Genomic DNA, 14,173 nt, shown 5'->3' with positions numbered 1-14,173 from the left:
GGTTTGTTATACCGCGTTTGTTAACAGAATGCAAAGTCAACCCTGCACCAGGCGCAAATGCCCGCGCCGGGCGCTTAATATCGGATGGGGATTAATAATCAAATACAAAAAGGGCCGCCAGCTCATAACGCCTCCGTTGCCAGGCTTTATGTAAACTCTGGCAACGTCCTCACCGGCTGGCGTTCACCCGGAAGTGGGAACCGTATCTCCCTGCTCATACTACCGAATGAGCGTTTAAGCACCGCTGGCAGGGATCGGCATCTGCGATTTGCGACTCATCAGAATAAATACCGCCAGCCCTGCCAGCAATATCCCCGGCGCAGAAGCCGCCATCACCCCTACCGTTCCGGTGCCGAGCGCTAACATTTTTCCTGCCAGCAACGGACCACTCATCGCGCCCAGACGCCCGACGGCGACAGCGGTACCAACGCCGGTGGCGCGGATCTGCGTGCTGTAAAACAACGGTGCCAGCGCATACAACACGCTTTGCCCACCGGTGGCAAACATCCCCGCCACAAATCCAGCCATCAACATGCCGCTCAATGACGATACCGTGCCCAGCGCCAGCAGTGAAGCCAACATCCCGGTGTAGATCAAAAGTGACATCACCACCGGACGCAGTTTGTCCATCAACGCCCCGAGAATTAACGTCCCGCTGGCCGCGCCGATTTGCAGAGCAAACATCACGCCTGCTGCCTGCGAGGGCTGAAAGCCCTGCTCTACCAGCAGCATCGGCAGCCAGTTGATCAGCATATACACCACCAGCAGGGTGAAGAAATAGCACAGCCACAGCAGCAGCGTGGCTGTCGCGGTGGTTGGCGCAAACAGAGCGCGCAGCGGCGCGGCAGCCACCTGCGTTTGTTGGGCGTAAACCTGCGATTCCGGCAACCAGCGCATCAACAGCGGTACCAGCAGCAGCGGGATCACCCCGCCAACCCAGAACACCGTTTGCCAGGCAGAGGCCAGACCGCTAAACCCGAGCGCGGCCGCAAGCGCCGCGCCAATCGGCACACCGCAGTACATCAGGCTCACCGCCGTACCACGAAAACGCGGGCCCGCCGCCTCAGAAGTCAGCGCGATCAGATTCGGCAATGCCGCCCCCAACCCAACACCGGTCATCAGGCGAGCAAACACCAGCGATGAGAAATCCCAGGATATCGCTGTTGCCAGTGAGAACAGGCCGAACAGCGCCACGGAGGCAATAAGAATGCGTTTGCGGCCATAGCGATCGGCCAGCATGCCACCCACCAGCGCGCCGGGCAGCAGCCCAAGAATGCCCGCGCTGAAGATCCAGCCCATCTGCATTTTATCCAATGCAAACGCATGGGCGATACCGACGGCAGCGATCCCGGCGGCCTGTAAATCCAGCCCTTCCATCAGGGCGACTAAAAAACACAGCCCGACGGTCAACGTCAGGCGGGATGAGGATGCGGGGGTACGGGTAGTCATAAGATGTACCTCTGAGGTCACGATGCAGGTGAATCGCGGCTGATACGTTGCCAGCCGCGTAATCATTTTTATTTTCTGTTGCGCAGATCCAACGCCACGTCGACGATCATATCTTCCTGGCCGCCCACCATCCGGCGTTTGCCCAGTTCAACCAGAATATCTACCGCGCTCAGGCCATAACGCGCCGCCGCCACTTCGCAGTGGCGCAGGAAGCTGGAGTACACCCCAGCATAGCCCAGCGCCAGCGTTTCGCGGTCCACCCGCACCGGGCGGTCCTGCAGCGGACGCACCAGATCGTCGGCGGCGTCCATCAGCGCATACAGATCGGTGCCGTGCTGCCAGCCAAGCTTATCCGCCGCGGCGATAAATACCTCCAGCGGCGCGTTGCCTGCGCCTGCGCCCATACCGGCCAGACTGGCATCGATACGATCACAACCCTCTTCTACCGCAGCAATCGAGTTCGCCACGCCAAGGCTCAGGTTGTGGTGGGCGTGCATCCCGGTTTCTGTTTCCGGCTTCAGCACCGCTTTCAGGGCGCGGAAGCGGTCACGGATATCAGACATGTTCATCGCCCCGCCTGAATCGACCACATAGATACAGGTCGCACCGTAGTTTTCCATCAGTTTCGCTTGCTGTGCGAGGTTTTCCGGCGTGGTCATATGACTCATCATCAGAAAACCGACGGTGTCCATGCCCAGTTCACGCGCATACTGAATATGCTGGGCCGACACGTCCGCTTCGGTACAGTGGGTCGCCACACGCACAACGCGCGCCCCAGCCTGATACGCATTTTTCAGGTCATGAATCGTGCCAATGCCCGGCAACAGCAGCGTGGCGATCTTGGCGTGCTTGACCACGTCCGCCGCCGCTTCAATCCACTCCAGGTCGCTGTGCGCACCAAAGCCATAGTTAAAACTGGAACCCTGCAGACCGTCGCCGTGCGCCACCTCAATGGAATCCACCCTCGCGTCGTCCAGCGCTTTGGCAATCTGGCGCACGTTTTCCAGCGAATATTGATGACGAATAGCGTGCATGCCGTCGCGCAGGGTCACGTCAGAGATATAGAGTTTTTTACCGTTCATGCTGCTTCTCCTGCCTGACGAGTGAGGGACTGCGCCATTTTCTCAGCGGTCGCCAGCGCGCTGGAGGTCATAATGTCGAGGTTGCCCGCATAGGCAGGTAAATAGTGCGCCGCGCCTTCCACTTCCAGATACACCGCGGTTTTCAGCCCGGAGAACTGACCGATGCCCGGCAGATTTACCGGTTTATCCTGCGGGATGACTTCAAACTGGACACGCTGTTTCAGACGATAGCCCGGCACGTAAGCCTGCACCGCCGCCGCCATCTCATTAATCGATGCTTTAACTTCAACCTCAGAGGCCGCTTCGCTCAGCACATACACCGTGTCGCGCATCATCAGCGGCGGCTCGGCCGGGTTAAGGACGATAATCGCTTTACCTTTTGCCGCGCCGCCAACCACTTCAATCGCCTTCGAGGTGGTTTCGGTAAACTCATCGATATTAGCGCGCGTGCCAGGACCCGCAGATTTACTGGCGATCGAGGCGATAATTTCGGCGTAATGGACTTTTGCCACGCGAGAAACTGCCGCCACCATCGGGATAGTCGCCTGCCCGCCGCAGGTCACCATATTAACGTTCTGCTGATCAACGTTGGCCTCCAGATTCACCACAGGCACACAGTACGGGCCGATTGCCGCGGGGGTCAGGTCGATCAGGCGGATCGCTGGTTTAACGGCGCGCAGCGCGGCGTCGTTCTTCACATGCGCGCCTGCGCTGGTGGCATCAAAAACAATGTCGATGTCGGCGAATTCCGGCATGGTGATAAGCCCTGTCACCCCTTCATGGGTGGTGGCAACGCCCATGCGTCGGGCACGCGCCAGACCATCAGAATCTGGATCGATACCGACCATCACCGCCATTTCCAGATGTACGCCGTGACGCAGAATTTTTATCATCAAATCGGTACCGATGTTGCCGGAGCCGATAATGGCGACTTTACGCTTACTCATGACTGACTTCCTTTTGTAACCGCCGCTGAAAAGGTGGCGGCAACTGAACCAATACCGTCGATATGGGCCTCGAAACGATCGCCCGCATTCACCGCCACCATCGGGCCTAACGCCCCGGTGAGAATGATATCTCCGGCACGTAGCGGCTCGCCGAGGCTGGCCATTTTGCGCGCCAGCCAGACGGCGGCGTTGATCGGATGTCCCAGGCATTCGCTGCCGCGTCCGCTGGAAACCTCTTCGTTGTTGCGCGTCATTTTCATCGCGCAGTTTTTCAGATCTAATCCTGCCGGACGCTGTGCCGGGCCGCCGACCACATACACCCCGCAGGAGGCGTTATCCGCCACGGTATCAACAAACTTGATTGACCAGTCACGGATACGGCTGCCGACCACTTCCAGCGCGGGCAGCACCCACTCGATGGCGTTATACAGCTCGTCAAAAGTAGTGTCGGCATTGGGCAGATCGCGGTTCAGCACCAGCGCGATTTCCGCTTCAATACGCGGTTGCAGCACGCGCTCAAACGCAATGGTGTCGTTATCGCCGTAGCACATGTCGGCAAACAGCGTACCGAAGTCCGGCTGATCGACGCCAAGCTGCTGCTGCACTTTCGGGTGTGTCAGCCCTACTTTGCGCCCGACCACGCGACGCCCGCGCGCCACTTCATACTGCACGTTGATGCGTTGAATGGCGTAGGCCGCTTCGCCGTTGTCCACACCAATCAATTCACGCAGTGGGGCGATAGCTTCCCCTTTTTCTTCAGCCTGACGTAAATCGGCGGCCAGCTGCTCAAGATTATGATTCGTCATGTCCGTTCCTTAAGGGCGTGCGAGGAAGTTCAGCACCAACTGGTTAAAGGCATCCGCATGCTCCCACTGCGCCCAGTGCCCGCAGTCGCGGTAGATATGCAGCTCAGAACCGGCAATTCCGGAGAGCAGGCGCAGACCGGCATCCATCGGCACAAAGCGGTCATTGCGTCCCCAGACAATCAGGGTCTGGGCTTTGATTTCACCCAGACGCGGGCTGAAATCCGGGAACTGTTTCGGGTTGGCCTCCAGACTCTGGACAAAGTTTTCCAGGTGATCGCGACGCGACAGCATGTTATTCAGTCGTGCCTCAAACAACGCCTCGGTCAGGTCGCTGGTGTCGAAGACAAAGATCTCCATCATCAGCTTCAGGTTCTCGATGGTCGGCTCGCGGTATAGCTGATTCAGGCGCTTGATACCTTCGGTCGGCATCGGGGTAAACAGACTCATGCCGCCCGTTCCGCCGCCCATTAGCACCAGTTTGCCCACGCGCTCCGGCCAGCTCAGGGTAAACGCCACAGCACTGTGACCGCCCATCGAGTTACCCAGCAGGTGGACTGTTTGAATATCCAATTGATCGACCACGCTTTTCAGAATGCGAGCGTTGAGATCAGATCGCGAACCGCGGTTAACGATCCCATCGCTTTTGCCCCAGCCTGGACAATCCAGCAGGATCACCCGGTATCCGGCCTGTACCAGCGGATCAATATTGCGGCTGAAGTTTGCCCAGCCCGTCGCGCCAGGACCAGAGCCGTGCAGCAGCACGACAGTCTCTTCGCCCTGTCCACAGTCATTGAAATGCACGCGTAGTGTTTCGCCTGCTTCCTGCACCTCCAGAAAACGACTGGTAGCGGCTTCGGTTTGCGGTTGGTAAGTCATGATGTTCTCCTGCATATTCAGTTCTGTTTCAGTTCTGTGTGGTAGCGCTCAGGGAGCCGAATCCGGCGATCCACTCCGGGATCGGGCGGTAATAACGGCCTTCACTACGCCAGCTACCAAAGGCAGAAATGGCGGCAAAGGCGGCAACCCAGGTTTTAACTTCGTGCGTTGATTTGCCCGCCATCACGGACAGCTCTTCGTTACTGACCGCGTCCAACTCCTGCAAACGCCCCTGCTCAAGCAGGCTCATAAAGCGGTTATCCCAGACAGGGTTCAGCGGATGCAGCGTGTTTTGATCGGCCACGAACTTCTCGGCGGCGCTGATCACCCGCTGCTGGCGCAGCTCGCGTTCGTTTTCAGGTAACTGTTTGCCGCTGCCGAGCAGGCGGTCACGCATATGGGCATCAGCCTTCGCCAGCTCCGGGACCGGCGGTTGATGCGATAGACCACCGGAGCCTAAAAAAAGCACGCGCTTATTCAGCGAGCTGGCGAAACGGCCAATCGCTTCCCCGAGCAAGCGGGTACGCTGAAAGCCCGGCAGCGGCGTGGCGACGCCGTTAATAAACACCGGCAGCACCGGCACCTTATCCAGACCGCCGAGCAAAAACTCCAGCGGCTGCGCGAAGCCGTGATCGACCTGCATGTTGTAGGACACGGCAAGATCGATGCCGCTTTTCATCACCGCGTGGGCGCAGGCTTCAGCGAGATCTGTCGGCACCGGCAGTTCCCCCGCCGCGCTGCCGAAATCGCCGATCGCCGTGGCTCCCACGCCTAAACAGAACGGCGGCATCACATCGTAAAAAAAACCGTTGTAGTGATCGGGGGCAAACAGAACTACAAGTTCCGGGTCGAACGCCGCAATACGCGCCCGGGCGCTGGCGATCACGCCGTTAACCTCGTCAAGCACAGCCTGAGCCGGGTCGACATAGCCCACCAGCGGCGAGTGGGAAAGACAGTGAAGATAAGCGTGCATATCAGGCAACCTTTTCAACAGGAATATCGGCAGTAGCGCGGGTAAGTGTCATCACCGACGCCAGTTTATTCAGGGTGCTGCCCAGGGTTTGCGGAATGGCGATGGCGGCCACGAAGCGGTCCGGGCGCATTACCACCAGCGCGGCGTTGTGCTGGGCAAACCACGCGCGCAGGCGGTTTTGCGTATCACCAATGCGGGTAACGCCGTCGTGGTTATCCTGATCGGTATGTATCTGCGTATCCGGCACGACCTGGATAAAACGCGTCCCCAGCGCCTGCCACTGTTGGATCTGCGACTCGCTCATGCCCCATAGCGGGTTACAGCCCCAGCCAATCACCGCGAAATTCGGTCCAATAACGTTGTCGAGCAGCGTCACTTCGCCCGATTCCAGCGTCACCTTCGGCTGGATAAACATCTTGCCGACCGGAGACGTTCTCGCCTCACCCTCACGCACCAGTGCTCCAACATGGTATTGCGGCATCGGCTTAAAGCGCATTTCGAGGAAGTAGCGTTTGACCGGCGGAATATAATTCAGCAGCCAGGAAACCCCGTCGCGCACCGCGCCGTGCCAGCGTTTTGGCGGCGCCAGCACGTTGCCAGCGGTCACGGAGAGATCGATCATCGCTTTGGCGTGGTCGCGGCGTTCCTGCTGGTAGGTATCCAGCAGCTCATCACCGGCTTTGCCCTTAATGACCAGCGCCAGTTTCCACGCCAGATTGAAAGCATCGCGCATGCCGCTGTTGTACCCCTGCCCCTGCCAGACCGGCATAATGTGCGCCGCATCGCCCGCCAGCAGCACGCGGTCAATGCGAAAACGTTCGGCCAGACGGGCGTTATGGGTATAAACGCGCTGGCGGATCAGTTCGACGTTGTCCGGGTTCGGCAGCACTTTGCTCAAAAGCTGACGCATATTCTGCGGTTCACTGAGCTGCGCTTCGGTTTCCCCCGGCATCACCATAAATTCAAAGCGACGCACCGCGTGCGGCAGCGCAGCGGAGACATACGGGCGCACCGGATCGCAGCACAGGTACACATGCGGTGTGCTGAGCGGATCGTTGGCGATATCCACCACAATCCACTGATTCGGCGCGGTTTTGCCTTCAAACGGCACATTCAGCGAGCGTCTGACGTTGCTGCCGCCGCCGTCGCAGGCCACCAGCCACTGGGCCTTCACCGTTTCGCGCTGGCCGTCCGGAGCTTTCAGATTCAGCGTTACTTCACCGTTCTGTTGGCTAAAGGCTTCCAGTTCGCGGGAGAACAGGCAGCGCACGTTGGGAAAACGCGACAACCCTTCCAACATCACCGCATCCACCTGTGGTTGAATAAACGCATTGCGGCGCGACCAGCCAAATTCGTCGGTCATCGGCTGGATATCAGCAAAGCAGCGGCCTTTCGGCGTCAGAAAGCGCATCGCGTGCCACGGCGTGGTGTGCGGCAAAACGCGCTCGACCAGCCCCACAGACTGCATGGTGCGCAACGCTTCATCGTCAATGCCGATGGCTCGGGGATAGTCGATCAGCGTGTCGAGCTTCTCCACCACCAGCACGTCAATGCCCATCTGGCCAAGATAGTTGGCCATCATTAGCCCCACCGGGCCGGCACCAGCAATCGCGACCTGAACGGTGTGCTGCACAGCGGGTTGGATATCCGGGTTTTTTGTTGTCATTTCAGAACCTCACGACTCGGACAAAACGCAATTGCGGACCCTGGTGAGGCGCAATTTGTTTTGTTAAAAATATGTGAATAATTTTTTGTTGTGCGGTCAGTATAGGAGTGAGTTTTTGCGCTACAATCAAAACATGCCTGGATGTGCACTAAGTGCACAACGTTGTTTTACCTGTAGATTTGTCAATGAATATGAAAAATGACGAGAGCACTGAGTACAAAACCGTACGCGGATTAACGCGCGGATTAATGTTATTAAATATGTTAAACCGGCTCGATGGTGGGGCCAGTGTTGGCTTACTTGCTGAGTTAAGCGGCCTGCATCGCACCACGGTCAGACGGCTGCTGGAAACCCTGCAAGATGAGGGTTACGTTCGGCGCAGCCTGTCCGATGACAGCTTTCGCTTAACCATTAAAGTCCGCCAGCTCAGCGAGGGATTTCGTGACGAGCAGTGGATTTCCGCACTAGCCGCCCCGCTGCTGGGGGATTTGCTGCGCGAGGTCATCTGGCCGACCGACGTTTCCACGCTGGATGTGGACGAGATGGTGGTACGTGAAACAACCCACCGCTTCAGCCGCCTGTCGTTTCACCGGGCGATGGTCGGGCGTCGTTTGCCATTGCTGAAAACCGCATCCGGCCTGACCTGGCTGGCATTCTGTCCGGAGAATGAACGTCAGGAACTGATTGAAATGCTGGCCTCCCGACCAGGAGAAGAGTTCCAGCTTGCGCGCGAACCGCTGAAGCTCAATGCCATTTTAACCCGCGCGCGAAAAGACGGTTTTGGCCAGAACTTTCGCGGCTGGGATCAGGAGGAGAAAATCGCTTCTATCGCCGTTCCCATCCGTAGCGAACAGCGAGTGATCGGCTGCCTGAATCTGGTGTATATGGCCAGTGCCATGACCATCGAACAGGCGGCAGAAAAGCATCTTCCGGCCTTACAAAAGGTAGCGAAACAGATAGAGGACGGCGTTGAGTCGCAGGAGATTTTGGTGGCCGGGAGGTGAGATGGATCACAGTTATGCGGATCATCTGATTGATAGCTGGGATGACTCACTCACCTGCCGATATAACATTGTGGTGTCTTGCCCAAATGATATCTACTATTACATAGTGTGCATTGTTTATTTGCCAGGAGGCTGCGTGTTAAAGGTCATTGCCGAAGATTTCATCAAACCTGAGTTTATTGAAACCGTTCTCCCGTTGTATCGTGAGCTAATATCGGCAACGAAGAAAGAACCGCATTGTATTGCTTACGACCTCTATATTGATGAAAAAGATCCGGGTCATTTTATTTTTATCGAAGAATGGCCAAACCACGCGGCTCTCGATGAACATTGTGCCAGTGAGCATTTCCGACGACTTGTACCGTTAATTGATCAATACACACGACAGGAAGCACGTTACATATTGATGGATGGCGTGGTAAATCCAACGGTCACATCATAATTAAGAAATAGGATAGGTAATGAAGAAAGTACTTGGTTTACTATTAATTATGTTTTTAACAGGATGCTCCACACCAGGCAAACCAGCCTTTTACTACCCCTGGACACAGTACAAAACGGGCATCGATATTCAGCTGCCAAAAGATCCTAAATATAATGATGCTTTCCATGGGACTTTACGCCTCGACGACGATGGCGATTATGCAATGATCGTTATTTATAACGGCGGTAATGTGGTTACCCAATTCGGCTATGTCACGAAAAGCAATCTTGAAAACTGGATCACACTTTATTCTGGCTTCTTAAAATGGGATCCAAATGATTCAGGTGTAACAACAACGTTCACCATTCCTGATACAGGCTCAACGTTTAACAAAGAATACGATGTTGAGTATCGTGTTGTTCAGAGCAAAAAGCTCTTTGTCATTAATAAACATAGCTCCGGTACCTGGTTTATCGACTTCTCAGAGATATCGATGGACGAGGCAAATGTGCAGAAAGCACTGGATGTCTATGAAGGATTACGAGGCAAGCTTAAGTAGCCAGATGCTGAACCTGGTCTCTTGTAAAGAGGCCAGGGCCATATCAATAAAGAGTGGCGTCAATAGTCTCTCCTTCTGCTTTTCATAATCGCAACATCAATTTTAATTTTTTAATATTTTCATCATCCGGAACCTGGTGTATGTCAACACAGTAGCTCTCTTCATACTCTTCAATTATTCTTTGGGCCTCTCCTCTACGGTTTCGGCCATTCATCCATAACTCATCTCTGGCATCCTGACCTATTCTCATCATGTCATAAGAGCTAATATGCGGTGGTGAGCGGCCAAATATAGCCGTGACACCGTTTTTTTCGTAATTTTCTTGTGCCAGGGAATTACCTATCTCATTAACAGCCAAACCACACTTTAGTAATTTTTTAACTTTCGTTTCCTGACTATCACAACCCTGCAAAACAAACAAACCCGCTATAATGATCACTATTTTATATATTTTCATCTTTCGCCCGAAAAATTCATATAAACTCATTACGAAGTGATCAATTCCGACAGACATTTATGTCCTCATAATGAGGTAAGCATCAGACCTCGGTTTAGTCACTTTCGGGATAACTGTATCATCTGGAATGCTTACAAAACAATTCAATATAATCAAAAGCATTCTTATGCTGCTGCAAGTGTGATTAGGGTTGTCAAAGAAAGCTATTCTTATTTCAACCCATTCACACAATACTAAACCGAAACCAGCTCTGAAAAGAGCAGTGTTTCGGCATTCATTCACTCTGAATGGGCTTCAGACCTTAAGCAGTTTCACCGTCTCGTCAATGTCGATTTCATCTTCAGAGAAAATCAGCGTCGTGCCCTGGAAGGTGGTGATAGCCAGCTTTTTCAGCGTGCGCATTTCACCAGGCTTCACGTCTGATTTTGGTCGGATGCTGTTCATCAGCACGCCGACAGACAGCACTGCATTTTCTTTGTCGATACGGGTCTCGGCAGGGACTTCTTCGCTGTAGACCAGAAATGACTTGATCGAGGTGAGCTTCAGACGCTCGCCTGCGATATAGATGTACTTGCTGTCTGGTATGACTTTTACCGCGTAGGCAGACAAGCCTTTGTTATTGGTGGTGGGCTCAAAAGTCACCGCCGCGTCTTTCTTGATCAGCTCAGGATTAGCAACCTTAATCACATGAAAATAGCGATTGTCGCCGTTTTCATCTTTGATAAATCCAAAGCCTTTATCTTTAAACCACGTTGTGATTGTTCCGTTCATTGCTGTTTCCGCCTGATTAAACCTATTACTCGTAGAGTATACCTACTCAATTTGCGCGCAGTGTAAAACACAGGCCATACCTTTGGCTACTCGTTACCCCAACGATTGAGGAACTCCGCGATATCATCGATACGCTGAGCATCGACACCGGCCACGGTTGCCATCTCCTGCTGCGCTTCTTCGCTGATCTCTTCGTTGTTCATCAAACGGGTAATCAACTGCTGGAAGTAGTGCGCCAGCGCGTCACGTTCTGTGTCGCTCACCGGCTTTGCGGCCTCGGTCGCGTACTCGTCGGCGATATCATAATATTTAAGCGCAATGTCGTTGTTCATCAGTTGCTCCGGGGGGATATGCGTGTGCCAGCAGTTTCCTGCCGCGTCTGATGTGAATGATAGCATTCTTATTTCATGGTTCGCGATCTGTTTTATTGGTCACTATGCATTACATATATCAATAATGTTTTCTGGCACCGCTTCGTATTTAATAAATTTTTCCGTATTTAAGTAACAGCACTCTTATTCATTTCGATATAATGGCAGCAAATTAAATAACGAGTTACAAAGGAAATATTAAATTACTTTAATTACATAATTGATATATGTAATCTGCTATTGGCCCAATCCCATCGCTAGTCGCCCATTTGCCCACATTCATCTTCTGGACAACACTCTACGATGACACCACTGATCCAACACGTGGAGCAAACATCATGAACATCACGCAAATCCGTAACGCCACGCAGCACATCACCTTTGGCGGTAAAACTTTTCTGATTGATCCGATGCTAGCGGATAAAGGTACTTATCCGGGCTTTGCCGGAACGGCTCGCGCCGAGATCCGCAACCCGACCGTTGATCTGCCTGTCGATATCGACACGCAGCTCAACGTTGATGCGCTGATCGTGACCCATCTGCATGAAGACCACTGGGATGAAGCAGCGGCTCGTGTCGTGCCGAAAGACAAACCGATTTATGTGCAAAACGATCGCGATGCGCAGGTACTGCGGGAACAAGGTTTCACGCAACTGACCGTACTGACGCAAAACACCGCGCTTGGTGATATCACCCTGCGTAAAACCGGCGGCCAGCACGGTTCGGATCGCGCTTACGCCATCCCGCAAATGGCTGAGCGTCTGGGTGATGCCTGCGGGGTTATCTTCCAGCATCCGGCGGAAAAAACGCTGTATCTGGTCGGGGACACCATCTGGCGCGACGAGGTGGAAACCAACATGCGGACTTTTCAACCCGGCGTGGTCATTCTGAACGCAGGCTTTGCCCACGTTATCGGGTTTGGCCCAATTATCATGGGCGCGGAAGATGTGCTAAAAACCCACTTCGTACTACCTGAGGCACAAATTGTGGCGACCCACATGGAGGCGATTAACCACTGTCTGCTGACCCGCGCGGCCTTGAAAGAGTACGCCCGCGACAACCAGATTGCGCAATTCATTAACGTGCCGGAAGATGGCGAAACCCTGACGTTTTAAACTCCACAGAGGAATCGTATGCAACCGCTTAACGTCGCCATTGTCGCCGTGGAAGATTTCAGCCCGTTTCACTTCTCAGTGCCGTGCATTATTTTCAGTGACAAAGTGGCGGCGAAAAAGCGCTTTGAGGTGCAACTGTGCGCCGAACAGCCGGGCATCGTTTCCTCGCAGGATGGCTTCGCCATTACCGCAGCCTACGGCTATGAAGCGGTGGAGGCCGCCGACATTGTAGTGATCCCCTGGTGGGGCACCACGGCACATCGACCACCACAAAGCCTGCTTGATGCGCTCAACCGCGCACGACAAAACGGCGCGCAAATTGTTGGGTTATGTCTGGGCGCGTTTGTTCTCGGCTATGCCGGTCTGCTGGATGGCAAACGGGCAGCTACGCACTGGGAGTTCGAGCAGGATTTTCAGGCGCGCTTTCCGGCGGCCCGTCTGGATATCAACGCGCTATACGTGGATGACGACGGTATTATTACCTCGGCAGGGACCGCCGCCGCGCTGGATTGCTGCCTGTACGTCATCCGCCAGCGTTTTGGCAGCACGGTGGCGAATCAGATTGCCCGACGGATGATTGTGCCGCCACATCGCGAGGGCGGCCAGGCACAGTTTATCGAACAACCGGTAGCGAAAAATACCCAGGATCAGCGCATCAACGCCCTGCTCGACTATTTGCGCCAGCATCTCCACGAACCGCATAATCTCGACGAGCTGGCGCAGCGAGTGATGATGAGCCGTCGTACCCTCACTCGTCATTTTATGAAGGCCACCGGGTCAAGCGTAGCCGAATGGTTGATTGCCGAGCGCCTGCGCCGTAGCCAGACGTTGCTGGAGTCCAGCCAGTTACCCGTTGAACGCATTGCAGAACAGGTTGGTTTTCAGTCGCCCGTCACCTGGCGCCAGCATTTTAAATCCCACTTTGGTGTTAGCCCGTCTGAATGGCGTAAAACCTTTCGCGGCGATTAGCCTCTTTTTTGCGCCAGCCAGACGGTGTGCCCGGCGCAGTGCGGGTCTTCCATCACCATCTCGACTACCGCAAAACCATGCGCTGACAGCAATGCGCGGTATTCGTCCGGCGCGAGGCTGGCGTGAAACAGCGGCTCACCCTCAAATTGCCCCATCGCGATGCCATTGTCCGTACCGCTGGTAAACATCAGCGCGCTGCCGGGATGGCTGAGGCGGTCAAAAATCGGGAACATCTTTTGCTGGTCCTGCTGAGTTAAATGGAAAAAACTGTCCCAGGCGATCAGACCATCGAAAGTCTCATTGAGTGCCAGTTCGCGCATATCCTGCTCCAGCCAGCGCTGTGCGGGAAAAGTGTTTCGGGCCCGCGCCAGCATCGCCGGGGAACCATCAACGCCGGTAAGCTGAAAACCTTGCTGGATAAAATAACCGGCAATCGGCTGACCATTGCCGCAGCCAATATCCACAATGCTGCCCTGCCCGCCCATCACGGAAATGAATTTATCGAGCCAGCTTTTCTCGAACAAGGTGCGCGAGCGCTGGCTGGCAAAGGCATCCGCATGACGTCGGTAGATGGACAGAATATTATTTGCCGCAGAGTCGCTCACAATGTCCTCACTTTTTTCTTCTGTTAAGAAGAACGACGATAAATCCTCCAGCACACGATCCGCAACCCTGGAATGCGCCTCGCAGAACCTATGCGTAAA

The 14,173-nt window shown here is 54.7% G+C and carries 16 protein-coding genes; 5 read left to right on the top strand and 11 right to left on the bottom strand.

The features are described from left to right. Positions 1-234 precede the first annotated feature (234 nt). From mhpT to WN16_RS08795, 7 genes are all read right to left on the bottom strand, one after another. Positions 235-1,449, bottom strand: a complete 1,215-nt coding sequence (mhpT, locus tag WN16_RS08825) for a 3-(3-hydroxy-phenyl)propionate transporter MhpT (RefSeq protein WP_044699513.1) — start codon at positions 1,447-1,449, stop codon at positions 235-237. A gap of 68 nt (positions 1,450-1,517) precedes the next feature. After that, the gene (gene mhpE / locus WN16_RS08820; RefSeq protein WP_003021379.1) at positions 1,518-2,531 is read right to left on the bottom strand and encodes a 4-hydroxy-2-oxovalerate aldolase; all 1,014 of its coding nucleotides are present in this window, start codon (positions 2,529-2,531) and stop codon (positions 1,518-1,520) included. Beyond that, on the bottom strand, positions 2,528-3,478 hold the full coding sequence (gene mhpF / locus WN16_RS08815) for an acetaldehyde dehydrogenase (protein WP_044699322.1): 951 nt from the start codon (positions 3,476-3,478) through the stop codon (positions 2,528-2,530). The genes mhpE and mhpF overlap by 4 nt, the downstream gene beginning before the upstream one ends. Beyond that, positions 3,475-4,284, bottom strand: a complete 810-nt coding sequence (gene mhpD / locus WN16_RS08810; RefSeq protein WP_016149677.1) for a 2-keto-4-pentenoate hydratase — start codon at positions 4,282-4,284, stop codon at positions 3,475-3,477. The genes mhpF and mhpD overlap by 4 nt, the downstream gene beginning before the upstream one ends. 9 nt (positions 4,285-4,293) lie before the next feature. Continuing rightward, positions 4,294-5,160: a 2-hydroxy-6-oxonona-2,4-dienedioate hydrolase gene (mhpC, locus tag WN16_RS08805; protein WP_016149676.1), complete on the bottom strand. Its 867-nt coding sequence runs from the start codon at positions 5,158-5,160 to the stop codon at positions 4,294-4,296. A 28-nt stretch (positions 5,161-5,188) separates the two neighbouring features. Next, the gene (gene mhpB, locus WN16_RS08800) at positions 5,189-6,133 is read right to left on the bottom strand and encodes a 2,3-dihydroxyphenylpropionate/2,3-dihydroxicinnamic acid 1,2-dioxygenase (RefSeq protein WP_016149675.1); all 945 of its coding nucleotides are present in this window, start codon (positions 6,131-6,133) and stop codon (positions 5,189-5,191) included. Position 6,134: 1 nt separating this feature from the next. Continuing rightward, positions 6,135-7,799: a bifunctional 3-(3-hydroxy-phenyl)propionate/3-hydroxycinnamic acid hydroxylase gene (locus WN16_RS08795; protein WP_044699319.1), complete on the bottom strand. Its 1,665-nt coding sequence runs from the start codon at positions 7,797-7,799 to the stop codon at positions 6,135-6,137. A 191-nt stretch (positions 7,800-7,990) separates the two neighbouring features. Here WN16_RS08795 and WN16_RS08790 point away from each other — a divergent pair, with 191 nt between their 5' ends. From WN16_RS08790 to WN16_RS08780, 3 genes are all read left to right on the top strand, one after another. Beyond that, positions 7,991-8,803, top strand: coding sequence for a DNA-binding transcriptional regulator (locus WN16_RS08790; protein WP_044699510.1), 813 nt, complete (start codon positions 7,991-7,993; stop codon positions 8,801-8,803). Positions 8,804-8,939: 136 nt separating this feature from the next. Then, positions 8,940-9,245 (top strand): putative quinol monooxygenase, encoded by a 306-nt coding sequence (locus WN16_RS08785; RefSeq protein ID WP_003838643.1) that lies wholly within the window; start codon positions 8,940-8,942, stop codon positions 9,243-9,245. 19 nt (positions 9,246-9,264) lie between these two features. Further along, positions 9,265-9,786 (top strand): hypothetical protein, encoded by a 522-nt coding sequence (locus WN16_RS08780; RefSeq protein WP_003838645.1) that lies wholly within the window; start codon positions 9,265-9,267, stop codon positions 9,784-9,786. 82 nt (positions 9,787-9,868) lie between these two features. On the opposite strand, the gene WN16_RS08775 is transcribed toward WN16_RS08780, so the two are convergent. The 3 genes from WN16_RS08775 to WN16_RS08765 form a co-directional block, all read right to left on the bottom strand. Beyond that, a complete protein-coding gene (locus WN16_RS08775) occupies positions 9,869-10,300 on the bottom strand; it encodes a hypothetical protein (RefSeq protein WP_003838647.1) in 432 nt (143 codons plus the stop codon). Positions 10,301-10,537: 237 nt separating this feature from the next. Further along, on the bottom strand, positions 10,538-11,014 hold the full coding sequence (locus WN16_RS08770; RefSeq protein WP_003838649.1) for a cold shock domain-containing protein: 477 nt from the start codon (positions 11,012-11,014) through the stop codon (positions 10,538-10,540). 86 nt (positions 11,015-11,100) lie between these two features. After that, the gene (locus tag WN16_RS08765) at positions 11,101-11,346 is read right to left on the bottom strand and encodes a DUF2543 family protein (RefSeq protein ID WP_044699318.1); all 246 of its coding nucleotides are present in this window, start codon (positions 11,344-11,346) and stop codon (positions 11,101-11,103) included. Between the two features lie 377 nt (positions 11,347-11,723). Between WN16_RS08765 and WN16_RS08760 the strand changes: the two genes are divergently transcribed. Continuing rightward, on the top strand, positions 11,724-12,500 hold the full coding sequence (locus WN16_RS08760) for an MBL fold metallo-hydrolase (protein ID WP_044699316.1): 777 nt from the start codon (positions 11,724-11,726) through the stop codon (positions 12,498-12,500). An 18-nt stretch (positions 12,501-12,518) separates the two neighbouring features. Next, positions 12,519-13,469 carry a helix-turn-helix domain-containing protein gene (locus WN16_RS08755; protein WP_044699314.1) on the top strand — a complete coding sequence of 317 codons (951 nt, stop codon included), beginning with the start codon at positions 12,519-12,521 and terminating at the stop codon, positions 13,467-13,469. Here the strand turns inward: WN16_RS08755 and WN16_RS08750 are convergent. Continuing rightward, positions 13,466-14,128 carry a class I SAM-dependent methyltransferase gene (locus WN16_RS08750; protein ID WP_044699313.1) on the bottom strand — a complete coding sequence of 221 codons (663 nt, stop codon included), beginning with the start codon at positions 14,126-14,128 and terminating at the stop codon, positions 13,466-13,468. The two genes, WN16_RS08755 and WN16_RS08750, sit on opposite strands and share 4 nt — an antisense overlap. Between the last annotated feature and the right edge of the window lie 45 nt (positions 14,129-14,173).

Origin of the sequence: Citrobacter sp. ABFQG (assembly GCF_004322975.1) — a bacterium.
GTDB lineage: Bacteria > Pseudomonadota > Gammaproteobacteria > Enterobacterales > Enterobacteriaceae > Citrobacter > Citrobacter freundii.
This window is presented reverse-complemented; position numbering and strand designations above follow the sequence as displayed.

Excerpts from the sequence above, each read along its gene's own strand:
- mhpT (WP_044699513.1), bottom strand. The coding sequence starts at position 1,449 with ATGACTACCCGTACCCCCGCATCCTCATCCCGCCTGACGTTGACCGTC.
- mhpE (WP_003021379.1), bottom strand. The coding sequence starts at position 2,531 with ATGAACGGTAAAAAACTCTATATCTCTGACGTGACCCTGCGCGACGGC.
- mhpF (WP_044699322.1), bottom strand. The coding sequence starts at position 3,478 with ATGAGTAAGCGTAAAGTCGCCATTATCGGCTCCGGCAACATCGGTACC.
- mhpD (WP_016149677.1), bottom strand. The coding sequence starts at position 4,284 with ATGACGAATCATAATCTTGAGCAGCTGGCCGCCGATTTACGTCAGGCT.
- mhpC (WP_016149676.1), bottom strand. The coding sequence starts at position 5,160 with ATGACTTACCAACCGCAAACCGAAGCCGCTACCAGTCGTTTTCTGGAG.
- mhpB (WP_016149675.1), bottom strand. The coding sequence starts at position 6,133 with ATGCACGCTTATCTTCACTGTCTTTCCCACTCGCCGCTGGTGGGCTAT.
- WN16_RS08795 (WP_044699319.1), bottom strand. The coding sequence starts at position 7,799 with ATGACAACAAAAAACCCGGATATCCAACCCGCTGTGCAGCACACCGTT.
- WN16_RS08790 (WP_044699510.1), top strand. The coding sequence starts at position 7,991 with ATGAAAAATGACGAGAGCACTGAGTACAAAACCGTACGCGGATTAACG.
- WN16_RS08780 (WP_003838645.1), top strand. The coding sequence starts at position 9,265 with ATGAAGAAAGTACTTGGTTTACTATTAATTATGTTTTTAACAGGATGC.
- WN16_RS08775 (WP_003838647.1), bottom strand. The coding sequence starts at position 10,300 with ATGTCTGTCGGAATTGATCACTTCGTAATGAGTTTATATGAATTTTTC.
- WN16_RS08770 (WP_003838649.1), bottom strand. The coding sequence starts at position 11,014 with ATGAACGGAACAATCACAACGTGGTTTAAAGATAAAGGCTTTGGATTT.
- WN16_RS08765 (WP_044699318.1), bottom strand. The coding sequence starts at position 11,346 with ATGAACAACGACATTGCGCTTAAATATTATGATATCGCCGACGAGTAC.
- WN16_RS08760 (WP_044699316.1), top strand. The coding sequence starts at position 11,724 with ATGAACATCACGCAAATCCGTAACGCCACGCAGCACATCACCTTTGGC.
- WN16_RS08755 (WP_044699314.1), top strand. The coding sequence starts at position 12,519 with ATGCAACCGCTTAACGTCGCCATTGTCGCCGTGGAAGATTTCAGCCCG.